This is a genomic window from Pseudomonas sp. GP01-A4, from assembly GCF_058780865.1.
In genome coordinates this window covers 15,091-27,412 of sequence record NZ_JBYSWF010000080.1, presented here as the reverse complement: position 1 = coordinate 27,412, position 12,322 = coordinate 15,091, and the positions used below count along the sequence as shown (strand labels likewise).

General features: G+C 60.9%; 10 protein-coding genes. 5 read left to right on the top strand and 5 right to left on the bottom strand.

Annotation, left to right across the window (positions count from 1 at the left end; genetic code table 11):
• The 5 genes from AC3WKX_RS30095 to AC3WKX_RS30075 form a co-directional block, all read left to right on the top strand.
• On the top strand, nucleotides 1-206 hold a 206-nt coding region (locus AC3WKX_RS30095; RefSeq protein WP_492561496.1), incomplete at its 5' end, for a hypothetical protein.
• Entirely contained in the window at nucleotides 203-1,093 is an 891-nt protein-coding gene (locus AC3WKX_RS30090) for a bestrophin family protein (protein WP_087693011.1), read from the top strand. The genes AC3WKX_RS30095 and AC3WKX_RS30090, both read left to right, overlap by 4 nt.
• 75 nt (nucleotides 1,094-1,168) lie before the next feature.
• Nucleotides 1,169-2,227 (top strand): tetratricopeptide repeat protein, encoded by a 1,059-nt coding sequence (locus tag AC3WKX_RS30085; RefSeq protein WP_003217597.1) that lies wholly within the window; start codon nucleotides 1,169-1,171, stop codon nucleotides 2,225-2,227.
• Nucleotides 2,228-2,338: 111 nt separating this feature from the next.
• On the top strand, nucleotides 2,339-3,841 hold the full coding sequence (locus AC3WKX_RS30080; RefSeq protein WP_102369051.1) for an ATPase domain-containing protein: 1,503 nt from the start codon (nucleotides 2,339-2,341) through the stop codon (nucleotides 3,839-3,841).
• A complete protein-coding gene (locus tag AC3WKX_RS30075; protein WP_008431031.1) occupies nucleotides 3,838-5,508 on the top strand; it encodes an ATP-binding protein in 1,671 nt (556 codons plus the stop codon). Before AC3WKX_RS30080 ends, AC3WKX_RS30075 begins: the two co-directional genes overlap by 4 nt.
• Nucleotides 5,509-5,538: 30 nt before the next feature.
• Here AC3WKX_RS30075 and AC3WKX_RS30070 read toward each other — a convergent pair whose 3' ends face one another.
• The 5 genes from AC3WKX_RS30070 to AC3WKX_RS30050 form a co-directional block, all read right to left on the bottom strand.
• Nucleotides 5,539-5,916: a response regulator gene (locus tag AC3WKX_RS30070; protein WP_003217591.1), complete on the bottom strand. Its 378-nt coding sequence runs from the start codon at nucleotides 5,914-5,916 to the stop codon at nucleotides 5,539-5,541.
• A gap of 78 nt (nucleotides 5,917-5,994) precedes the next feature.
• Nucleotides 5,995-7,188, bottom strand: coding sequence for a hybrid sensor histidine kinase/response regulator (locus tag AC3WKX_RS30065; RefSeq protein ID WP_102604357.1), 1,194 nt, complete (start codon nucleotides 7,186-7,188; stop codon nucleotides 5,995-5,997).
• Nucleotides 7,182-7,781, bottom strand: a complete 600-nt coding sequence (locus tag AC3WKX_RS30060) for a chemotaxis protein CheB (protein ID WP_008431027.1) — start codon at nucleotides 7,779-7,781, stop codon at nucleotides 7,182-7,184. The genes AC3WKX_RS30065 and AC3WKX_RS30060 overlap by 7 nt, the downstream gene beginning before the upstream one ends.
• The gene (locus tag AC3WKX_RS30055; RefSeq protein ID WP_003217583.1) at nucleotides 7,778-8,593 is read right to left on the bottom strand and encodes a CheR family methyltransferase; all 816 of its coding nucleotides are present in this window, start codon (nucleotides 8,591-8,593) and stop codon (nucleotides 7,778-7,780) included. Before AC3WKX_RS30055 ends, AC3WKX_RS30060 begins: the two co-directional genes overlap by 4 nt.
• Nucleotides 8,594-12,091, bottom strand: a complete 3,498-nt coding sequence (locus AC3WKX_RS30050; RefSeq protein WP_008431024.1) for a response regulator — start codon at nucleotides 12,089-12,091, stop codon at nucleotides 8,594-8,596.
• Between the last annotated feature and the right edge of the window lie 231 nt (nucleotides 12,092-12,322).

Here is a 12,322-nt window from a genome sequence, read left to right as displayed (position 1 = left end):
GGATGAACGCGGCGCTCTCAGGTTTTTCGCGAGCAAGCCCGCTCCCACAGAAAAGCAGATCTGCTTTCGCTCTGGTCACCGAAAAAACGGATATGTACTCAATCCCGATAGACCCCACCAATCACCCAGTCAGCCCAAGCAATTGGACGCAACGCAAACATGCTTCTAACCTGACAGCCTGCGCCACCCAAGAAGCCCGCCCATGATCGTCCGTCCCAAACCCAACCTGCTCGGCATCCTGTTCTCCCTCAAGGGCTCGATCGCCAAACGCATTGCGCTGCGCAGCCTGCTGGTCACCCTCCTGGCCTCAGTCATCGTGCTGGTAGAAACCCTGCACCCGGCCTACTTTTCCAAGGTCAACGCCACACCCTTCACACTGCTGGGGCTGTCACTGTCCATCTTCATGAGCTTTCGCAACAACGCCTGCTACGACCGCTGGTGGGAAGGCCGCAAACAACTGGGCCAGATGATCATCGAGATCCGCTCACTGATCCGCGAAACCCAGGTCCTCAACCCTGCCGAACGCAAACACGTCCTGCGCAGCCTGTGCGGTTTCGCCCATGGCCTGATCGCCCGCCTGCGCCTGGAAGACGAAAGCCAGGCGATCAAACCGTGGGCCAACCCAGAACCCGGCCACCCGAACCTCCCCGACAGCATCCTGCAAGACCTCGGCGCCCGCTGCTCGAACCTCGCCGAACAGGGCCACATCAGCGACTGGCGCTACACCCAACTGGAAACCCGGCTGTACGGCCTGAGCCAGGTCCAGGCCTCCTGCGAGCGGATCAAACACACCCCGCTGCCCTTCCCCTACACCTTGCTGCTGCACCGCACCATCTACCTGTTCTGTATCCTGCTGCCCTTCGCCATGGCCGAGCCGCTGGGCTGGCTGACCCCAGTGTTCACCGCCATCGTCAGCTACACCTTCTTCGGCCTGGACGAAATCGGCGACGACCTCGAAGACCCGTTCGGCTTCGACGAAAACGACCTGCCCTGCAACGCCATCGTGCGCACCCTGGAGCGCGAGATTCTCGCCGCCCTCGGCGAAACCACGCTGCCGCCGGCCCTTGAGCCGATTGAGTTCGTGCTGACGTGATGCGGGTTTGACACTCGCGATAACCTGACCGAAGCTGATGGCCTTGCACTAGCTGCCCAGCTTTCGGACGCCTGCATGTCAAAGTCACGCCGTTACTCCATCGTCGGCCTGTGCGCCCTGTTGTTTATTGTGCTGATCACCTGGTATTTCACCCGCACCACGCCGGTGGTGGTGCCCCCGGCCATCGCCCATGGTTACGCCAAGGCCTTGAAACAGGCGCACAACGGTGAACCCGGCGCTGCCCGGGTGCTGTATCAACAGTTGAGCCGCCCGGACCTCTCCGATGTGCGCCGCGCCGCCCTGCATGCCGAACTGCCCAACTACCCCAGCCCCCAGGCCCTCAAGCTGGCGGACAAGGACCTGGCCAACGACGCGCCAATGGTGCGCGAGGCGGCGATTCACAGCATTGTCGGCCTGGTGCCCAGCGGCCAGCGCACGCTGTTGCTCGGGCCACTGCTGGATGACCCGGAGCAAAGCGTCAGGTTTGCCGCGGCCAATGCCTTGCTCGGGCTGTCCCCGGATACCCTGGGCCTGTACTTCGGCCCGTTGCAGCAAGTGCTCGACGAATACGTAAAGCTGCTCAAGGGCCAACCCGAAAGCCCCGAAGGCTGGATCCAGCTGGCACGCCTGTACATTCACAGCGCGCTGTTGCCCGACGCACAAAACGCCCTGGAGCAGGCGATGCGCCTGCAACCGGACAACCTGCAAGCCGTGGTCGCGCAAATTGAACTGCTGGACAAACAGGGCAAGGTCGACGAGTCCCGCCAACTCCTGGCCAAACAGTTGCAGGCCCACCCCGATTCGGCTTACCTGCAACATGCCCTGGGCATGTGGCTGCTGCACCATGGCGAGCGCGCCTTTGCCCTGCTCAGCCTGTCCCGGGCGGTGGAGCTCGAACCGAACAACCAGGATTACCGCTACGACCTGGCCACCACCCTGCACGCCCAGCAGGAGCTGGAGGCCGCCCAGCGCCAGCTGGAAGAAATCATCCAGCGCAACCCGGCCAATCGCAAAGCCAGGGTGCTGCTGGTCAATTACTGGAAGGAAACCGGCCAGTTGCAGAATGTGCAGGTGCTGCTGGCACAGCTTGAACAGCAGAATCCGGACGACCCGGCGCTGCAACAGGGCCTGTAAAAGCGGTATTTGATACAAAACGTTGAACCGCCACACGGCGCCAAGGTCAAGTAAATATGGCGCGCCCCAGACGGCGCTGCCGACTACTTATTTGTGACCCGAGGGCACTTCTTGTCTACATCCAAAGAGCTGTTCACAGCAAAGGCGGCCACCGGTATTGAAGGTCTGGACGACATTCTTGCCGGAGGGCTTTCCCGTAGCCATTTGTTCCTGCTGGAAGGTGAACCCGGCACCGGTAAAACCACCGTGGCCCTGCATTTCCTCCAGGCCGGCGCAAAAAACGGCGAACGATCGCTGTACATCACCCTGTCGGAAACCGAGCGCGAGTTGCGCCAGGGTGCCAAGTCCCATGGTTGGGACCTGGACGAACACATTCACATCTTTGAACTGACTCCCCCCGAAAGCCTGCTCAACGCCGAGCACCAGCAAAGCCTCCTGTATTCCTCGGACCTTGAGCTGGGCGAAGCCACCCGGCAGATTTTCGAAGTGGTGGAACGGGTCAAGCCTACCCGCGTCGTGATCGACAGCCTTTCGGAAATCCGCCTGCTGGCGCAAAGCTCCCTGCGCTATCGCCGGCAGATCCTGGCGATCAAGCACTACTTCGTGCGTTACGACGCCACCGTGCTGCTGCTGGACGACCTGACCACCGAGTCCCTCGACAAGACCGTACACAGCGTGGCCCACGGCGTGATTCGCCTGGAAGAACTGACCCCCAACTACGGTGCCGAGCGCCGCCGCGTGCGGATCGTGAAGTACCGTGGCCAGAAATACCGCGGCGGTTTTCACGACTTCACCATCATGGAAGACGGCGTACATGTGTTCCCGCGCCTGGTGGCAGCCGAGCACCGTGGCGGCTACAACCGCCAGACCCTCACCAGCGGCATCCGCGAGATGGACGCCCTGTTGGGCGGCGGGATCGAGACCGGTTCCAGCACCTTGATCCTGGGCCCGGCCGGTACCGGCAAATCGCTGATCTCGATGATCTTTGCCGCGGCGGCCGTCTCCCGGGGCGAAAAAGCCGCGCTGTTCATTTTTGACGAAGAGCTGGGCCTGCTGTTCGAGCGCATGAAGAACATGGGCATCGACCTGGAGGCCCTGCAAGCCACCGGCAACCTGCTGATCGAACAGGTAGACGCCGCCGAGTTGTCCCCCGGCGAGTTCTCCCATCGGGTGCGCCGCTGTGTGGACGAACGCGGGATCAAGACCGTGGTGATCGACAGCGTCAATGGCTATCAGGCCGCGATGCCGGAAGAGAACGCGTTGATCCTGCACATGCACGAACTGCTGCTGTACCTCAACCGCCGTGGCGCTGCGACCTTCATGACCGTCGCCCAGCACGGGCTGGTGGGGGACATGCAGGCACCGGTGGACATTACCTATCTGGCCGACACCGTGATCCTGCTGCGTTACTTCGAAGCGCTGGGCAAGGTGCGGCGTGCGATTTCGATCATCAAGAAACGCACCGGCAGCCACGAATCGACCATTCGCGAATACCGCATCGGCAGTCGTGGCATGACCATCGGCGAACCGCTTGATGCGTTCCAGGGTGTATTGCGCGGCGTACCGACCTACATGGGCACCGACAACCCGCTGCTCAAGGATGAAAGTTCATGAGTGGCCTGCCGGCCATTTTCGAACGGGCGATCATTCTGGCGCCCCTGGGTCGCGACAGCTCCCTGGCGTTGATGATGCTCAATGAGGCTGGTTTCAACGGCATCATCGCCAGCCATTTGCAGATGCTCTGCGAGGAGCTGGAGCACGGTGCCGGCTTGCTGGTCATTGCTGCCGAAGCCCTGCGCGGTATCGACCTGGAACCGCTGCTCACGCACCTGCATCAACAACCGGCGTGGTCAGACCTGCCGATTGTGCTGATGACGCACCACGGCGGCAGCGAACAGAATGGCTCGTCGCACCTGAGCACCTTGCTGGGCAACGTGACGTTCCTGGAGCGCCCGTTCCACCCGATCACCCTGATCAGCCTCGTGACCACGGCGCTGCGCGGACGTCGTCGGCAATACGAGGCCCGCGACCGGCTGATCGACCTGAGCCAGAGCGAGCAGCGCCTGCAAAGCACCCTGGAAACCCTTGAGCAACAGGTGGAAGAACGCACGGCGCAGCTGCGCAATAACGAAGAAGCGTTGCGCCAGTCACAGAAAATGGAAGCCGTCGGCCAATTGACCGGCGGCATCGCCCATGACTTCAACAACATGCTGACCGGCATCATCGGCAGCCTGGAACTGCTGCGCAGGCGCGTGGCTCGGGGCCGCACCGAAGACCTCGACAGCCTGATCGACCTGGGTGTCACTTCAGCCAACCGCGCGGCCGCCCTGACCCACCGCTTGCTGGCGTTTTCCCGTCGCCAGTCGCTGGATTCAAAACCGGTACAGATCAATCAATTGGTGAGTTCGATGGGTGAGCTGCTGCAACGCAGCCTGAATGAAAGCATTGCCCTGGATATCCGCCTGACCGAGCAACTCTGGACCGCCGAAGCCGACCCCAACCAGCTGGAAAGCGCCCTGCTCAACCTCGCCATCAATGCCCGGGATGCGATGCCCAACGGCGGCAAACTGGTGGTGGAAACCACCAACCGCCACTTGGACAGTGTGTTTACCGCAGCCTACGGCACCCTCACCCCTGGCGACTATGTGGAACTGAGCGTCAGCGACACCGGCTGCGGCATGCCCGAGAGCGTGATCAGCCGTGCATTTGACCCGTTCTTCACCACCAAACCCATCGGCCAGGGCACCGGGCTGGGGTTGTCGATGATCTACGGGTTTGCGCGCCAATCCCACGGGCATGTGTCGATCCACAGTGTGGTGGGCCAAGGCACCACTGTCAGCCTGTTCCTGCCGAGGTATGTCGGCGAGGTCATTGCAGATGAACCTCTCAACCCGGCATTGCTGCCGTTCGCCAATGCCGGCGAGACCGTGCTGATCGTCGAGGACGACCCGGCCGTGCGGGTGCTGGTCAGCGCCGTGCTGAGTGAACTGGGCTATGCCTTCGTCGAAGCCGGTGATGCCGACAGTGCCATGCCGATCATCGAGTCCAGCCAGCGCATTGACCTGCTGATCAGCGACGTTGGCCTGCCCGGCATGAACGGCCGGCAACTAGCGGAGATCGGCCGGCAGGTGCGGCCCGAGTTGAAGGTGTTGTTTATTACCGGCTATGCAGAGCATGCGGCTGTACGGGGTGGTTTTCTGGACCCGGGCATGCAGATGATCACCAAGCCGTTCACCTTTGATCTGTTGACGGCAAAGGTGAGGGAGATGATCAAGGCTTGAAGAGGGAGTGTGCTCCCTCTTCTCAAGACGTTAAGCCAACAGCCGCTGGATATGTTCCTGCAACGTATCCAGGTCAAACGGTTTGGCCAGGATCGGCGCATTGCGCGTGATCGGGCTGTTGCAGTCGAGAATCTCCTGCGGGTAACCGCTGATGAAGATCACTTTCAATTCCGGTCGCAGCTTGATCGCAGGCTCGGCGATCTGCACCCCGGAAATGCCGCCAGGCAGGCGGTAGTCGGTCACCATCAGGTCCAGGTGCGGCTTGGTGGCCAGGATTTCAAACGCCTGCTCACCGTCAATCGCCTTCAACACCCGATACCCCAGGCCCGCCAGGTACTCGCCCAACACAAACATAATCGATTCGTCATCTTCGACGATCAGTACAACATCTTGTGCATCTTCACTCATGGGAAGCCTTTGTCCGGTCAATTGCTGCTGATACGACCATGGGGTCACGCAGAGGTTGCGTCGGATTTGCGATTGATTTCATGCCCCGGCCTCCAGGGGCAGGCAGACGCGGAACAACGCGCCCTCGCCTATCCGGCTTTCCACTTCAATGGTCCCGCCGTGGGCCGCGATAATCTGCTCGGAGATAAACAACCCCAGGCCCAGACCCGCCACGGCATGGTTGGCCGACACGCGCTCGAACTGTTGGAAAATACGCTTCTGGTTGTCTTCGCTGATGCCGATCCCGTGGTCACGCACTTCTACCCGTGCTTCGCCATGCTCGGCGTACACCCGCACTTCCACCGGGCTCTTGGCCCCGTAGCGCAAGGCGTTGGTCAACAGGTTGGACACCACCTGTTCGATACGGAATTCATCCCAGTTGCCTACCACCGGCCCTTCCTGGACCCAGGCCACCGAAGACTCCGCCGCCGCCACCTGCGGCGCAAAATTTTCCAGCAGGTTGTGCACCAGTTGCGTGAGGTCAAAGCGACCGGGGCGGATCGACAGCTTGCCCGTGCGAATGCGCGACACGTCGAGCATGTCTTCGATCAGGCGAATCAGGCTCTGGATCTGCCGCTCATCGCGGTCGACCATGGCGTGCATCTTGTCCAGGGTAAACGCCGCGGCGTTGTCCCGGGCAAGGTGCATCTTGCGCAGCTGGGTTTCCAGGATCAGCCCGTTGAGGGGCGTGCGCACTTCGTGGGCGACGATCGACATGAAGTCATCGCGCATGCGCACGGCCTGCTCCAGTTCGGCCTGGGTGGCCTGCAAGCGCGTGAGCAAGGTTTCCTGCTCGCGCCGGCTTTGCTCCAGGGCTTCAACCTGCTGCTTCATCGCCTTGCTCTGGCGGTACAGGTCAACGAATACGTTGACCTTGCTCTTGACCGCGTGGATATCCAGCGGCTTGTGCAGGAAATCCACGGCGCCGCTTTCGTAGCCCTTGAACGCATAGTTGAGCTCACGGCCGGCAGCGCTGACAAACACGATGGGAATGTTCTTGGTCTTTTCGGTGCCGCGCATCAGCTCGGCCAGCTCGAAGCCGTTCATGCCCGGCATCTGCACGTCGAGAATGGCCATGGCGAACTCGTGCTCCAGGAGCAGCGACAAGGCCTCGTCGGCGCTCAATGCCTTATAGACCTGGCGGTCCTCGCGCTTGATCAGCGCTTCAAGGGCCAGCAGGTTTTCCGGCAGATCGTCGACGATCAGCAGTTTGGCCTGGACAGTACTTAACATGGGGAGGATTCCAGGGAAGCCAGCAAGGTGCCGATGCGGCTCAAGGTGAGGATATGGTCAGGTTCATGCAGCGCCAGGGCGGCCCGGGGCATCACGGCGACGCGCGCCTCCAAAGGGTCCTGCACCACCGTGGTACCGCCGCTCTGCTTGACGTGGGCCAGGCCCCGGGCGCCGTCCTGGTTGGCCCCCGTCAGCAAAATCGCCAGCAAGCCCTTGCCGTAGACATCGGCGGCTGAATCAAACAGGTAGTCGATTGCCGGGCGGGAATGGTGCACGCGGTCCTCCTGGCTCAGTGACAGGCTGCGGTCGTGCTCCACCGACAGGTGATAACCGGGGCCGGCAAAATACAGGGTACCGGGCTGGATCACTTCCTTGTCCCGCGCTTCCACCACCTTCATCGATACGCGACGGTCAAACACTTCCGCCAACTGGCTGCGGCGCTCGTCGGGCAAATGCAGCACGGTAATGATCGGCAGGCCGAAGCTCGCCGGCAGCTCGCCAAAAATGCTCAGCAATGCCTCGACACCGCCTGCGGAAGCGCCGATCACAATGGCCTCGATCCCGGATACCGGGCTGGCAGTAGCTTCATTCATAATTTTCGGTAGATCCGTTCTTGCTTGACCAGGGGTTCGAACTGTTTGCTGTAGGCGGAAAAATCCAGGGTTTCCTTGCTGCCCAGCACCAGGAAGCCGCGGTGACACAGCGACTCATGGAACAGTCCAAACGCCCGATCCTGCAACTTTTTATTGAAGTAAATCAATACGTTGCGACAGGAAATTAATTGAGTTTCGGAAAACACGCTATCGGTCGCCAGGCTGTGATCGGCAAACGTCACGTTCTCCCGCAGGGTCTTGTCGAAGATCGCATGATCGTAAGCCGCCGTGTAGTAATCGGCAAACGAACGCTGGCCACCGGCCTGTTGGTAGTTGTGGGTATAGGCGCGGATGTTCTCGAGGGAAAAGATCCCCTGCTTGGCTTTTTCCAGGGACCGGGGGTTGATGTCGGTGGCGTAGATGATGGTGCGTTCCAGCAGGCCTTCCTCACGCAACAGGATGGCCATGGAATACACCTCCTCCCCGGTACTGCAGCCGGCGATCCAGATCTTGATCGACGGGTAGGTCTTGAGCAGCGGCACCACTTCCTTGCGAATCGCCAGGAAGTGCGAGGGGTCGCGAAACATTTCGCTGACCGGAATCGTCAGGAACTGCAGCAACTGCATGAACGCCGTCGGGTCATGCAGCACCCGTTCCTGCAAGGCCGAGATGGTGGCGCAGTCGAACTGACGCAACGCATGGGCCACGCGGCGCTTGACCGAAGCGCCGGAGTAGTCGCGAAAGTCGTAGCTGTACTTGAGGTAAATCGCCTCAATCAACAAGCGCAGTTCGATGTCAGTGCTTCGTTCCAATTAAATCCGTTCCATCTTGGGTAGCCACACGCGAATCAATGAAAACAACCGGTCCAGGTCGATGGGCTTGGCCAGGTAATCGTTGGAGCCTGCCGCCAGGCAGCGCTCCTGATCGTCCTTCATGGCCTTGGCCGTCACCGCGATGATCGGCAGCTTGCGCCAGCGCGGGTCCTGGCGGATCAAGGCGGTGGCCTCGTACCCGTCCATCTCCGGCATCATCACGTCCATCAGTACCAGGTCGATGTCATCGACTTCATTGAGTTTCTCGATCGCCTCGCGGCCATTACGGCCGATCACGACAATCGCGCCCTTGTGCTCCAGAGCACTGGTCAGGGCGAAGATATTGCGTACATCGTCATCCACCAGCAGGATCTTGCGGCCCTCGAACACCTTGTCGCGGCTGCGGGCAGTCCTGAGCATTGTCTGGCGTTCATGGGACAACTGCGATTCGACTTTGTGCAGAAAGAGTGTCACCTCGTCCAGCAGGCGCTCGGGGGAACGCGCGCCCTTGATGATGATCGAGCGCGAATACTTGCGCAGTTCGGCCTCTTCATCGCGGGTCAGGTTGCGCCCGGTGTAGACGATCACCGGCGGGAACGAGCAGATGTCCTCGATGGACATGCGCTTGAGCAGCTCGTTGCCGAGCATGTCCGGCAGCTTGAGGTCGATGATCATGCAGTCGTAGATGTGGGTGCGCAGCAGGTCCAGGGCCTCCTGGGCGAAGCCTACGGCGGTGATCTCGATATCATCGTCGCCGATCAGGCGGGCAATGCTGTCTCGCTGAAGGTCATCGTCTTCCACCAGCAGCACACGCTTGACCTTCTGCGTCAGCTTGGCTTCCAGGCGGGCGAACACATCCTTGAGCTCTTCGCGGGTGGTCGGCTTGACTGCATAGCCCACGGCGCCCATGTGCATGGCGGCTTCGACGCGGTCCTCCACGGAAATCACGTGCACCGGGATATGGCGGGTCCCGGCATGTTCCTTGAGACGTTGCAGCACGGTCAGGCCGGAATGGTCCGGCAGGCGCATGTCCAGCAGGATCGCGTCGGGAATGTACTGTTCCGCCAGGGCGTAGCCTTCGTCTGCGCCATGGGCCACCAGGCAGTGGTAACCCAGTTCATGGGCGAGGTCGAAGAGGATGCGGGCAAAGTTGGGCTCATCTTCCACCACCAGGATGCAACGCGTGGCGAACGGAGCCTTGTCGCGGTCATCGATAAAGCGCGGTATCTGCGCTTCGTGGGCGATCGGCATCGGCGACACCTTGATCGGCGCCGGTGCAGGCACAGGGACTACCGCGCGCGGCTGTTCCAGCGCCGGGGTGTCTTCGTCACGCTCTACATAGTGCTCGGGCACCACCAGGGTAAAGATACTGCCCTGGCCAGGTTCGCTGGTGACGCTGATATAGCCGCCCAGCAGGTTCGCCAGGTCCCGGGAAATCGACAGGCCCAGGCCGGTGCCGCCGTAACGACGGTTGGTGGTGCCATCGGCCTGGCGGAACGCCTCGAAGATGCTTTCCTGCTGGTCCGGGGCGATGCCAATCCCCGAGTCGCGTACGGTAAAGGCGATGCCCTCCCCCGGTGCCCGGGATACCGACAGGCTGACCTCACCTTTCTCGGTGAACTTGATGGCGTTGGACAGCAGGTTCTTCAGAATCTGCTCCAGGCGCTGGCGGTCGGTGAACAGCATGTGTGGCGAGCCTTCCTGCACCTCCACCTGGAACCCGAGCTTGCGGTCGGCCGCCAGCGGCTCGAACATGCCGCGCAGCCCATCCACCAGGCGCGCAACGCTGGTGTTCTCCGGGCGCATTTCCAGCTTGCCGGCTTCGACCTTGGAGATATCGAGGATGTCATTGATCAGGTTGAGCAAGTCGTTGCCGGCCGAGTAGATCGACTCGGCGAACTTGACCTGTTCGGCGCTGAGGTTTTCCTGGGGGTTCTCCGCCAGCAACTTGGCCAGGATCAACGAGCTGTTCAGCGGCGTGCGCAGCTCGTGGGACATGTTGGCGAGGAATTCGGACTTGTACTTGCTGGAGCGCTGCAACTCGTCGGCGCGCTCTTCCAGCTCGATCTGTACGCGGTTGAGCTGGACGTTCTTCTGGTCCATGGCATCGCGCTGCTCGGCCAGGGTCTGGGTCTGTTCGGCCAATTGTTCGTTGGTCTGTTCCAGCTCCGCCTGTTGGGTTTCCAGGTGGGCCTGGGACTCCTTGAGGATGCGCGACTGTTCTTCCAGCTCTTCGTTGGCCGTCTTGAGCTCTTCCTGCTGCACTTGCAGCTCTTCATTGAGCTGCTGGGTTTCGGCCAGCACTTCTTGCAGGCGCTGGCGATAACGCGCGGCTTCGATGGAGGTGCCGATGTTGTCGGCAATCAACTCCAGCAGTTCGACATCACGGTCATCGAGTGCACGCAGGAAACCCAGTTCGATCACCCCGTTGACCCGGCCATCATCGCTGGTCGGTACCACCAGCACGCTGCGGGTCGCACCTTCGCCGAGGCCGGAACTGACCTTGAAGTAATCCACCGGCACATCGTCCAGGCGAATCAGGCGGTCCTGCCGGGCCGATTGGCCGACGATGCCTTCGTCGTTGTAGATCGACTGTTCCTGCTGCTCCTGCTCGCGGGAGAAGCCATAGGTAGCCACGCGTGTGAGGCCGCCGTGCTCTTCACGCACGTACAACGCCGCCACCGCCGAGCCCATGTACTGGGCAAAGAACTGCAAAATGTTGCGCCCCAGCAGGTTCAGCGTCAGTTGGCCAAGGACCTGCTCGGCCAGCTCGGTCTGGCCGTTGCGCAACCAGGCTTGCTGCTCGAGGCGCTTGGCGATCCTCTGCTGCGACATCAGGTTTTCGCTGTAACTATTTGAAAGTTCTAGAAGATTCTTTCGGCCGACATACGCCAGGAAGCCACTCAGGCCGAGCACAAACACCAGGTACAAGGTGACGCTGATGATCGTGGTGCGGGTAACGTCTTCATTGCGGGTGATGCGGAACTGTTGCTCCATCGCCACCGCCCGGTCGTACTCCTTGCGGATCTCGTCCGTCAGGCTCTTGCCACGCCCGGCTTTCACGGCGGTGCGGTAATCGCCGTTTTGCCGCTGCATGTCAATCATCGACTGGGCGTAGGTGTTCCACGCCTGTTGCAACGACTCCAGACGCTTGAGCCGGTCCACCTGCTCCGGATTGTCCGCCACCAGTGCCTGCAAGTTGCGCAAGTCGGAAATGATCCGCGGCTTGGCCACTTCGTACGGGTCGAGGAAATGCTCGTCACCGGTAATCAGGAAGCCGCGCATGCCGGTTTCCAGGTCCACGGTCAGTTTCGAGGTTTCGTTGAGATTGTTGATTACCCGGTCGGTGTGTTCGACCCACTGGATCACCGACAACAGGTAGGTGATCAGAACGACGAAAAACACCGCGCTGAGCACGCCAACGCCCAACGGCAGTGCCACGTTGCGGCCCAGCAATTTACGGAAGCTTTTCTCATCGACAGACGACGCGGGAGTCATGGGCATGCCTTGGCCAATACGGAAAAACGAGGAGTTTGCCCCAAAGTTGCGCCTGAGCGCTATTTTTCTGCTACCCGTAGCGACATGGATTACATAACCCATTGATAAATAGACGAATGGATGTGTTTTTAACACTCGGCAATTGACTTTCCTTCTTACATGGGAACCGAAGTGAGCCTGGAACGTTGTGTGTGGGCCGCCCCACCCAAAGGGGTGCCGTGGGGAACAGGG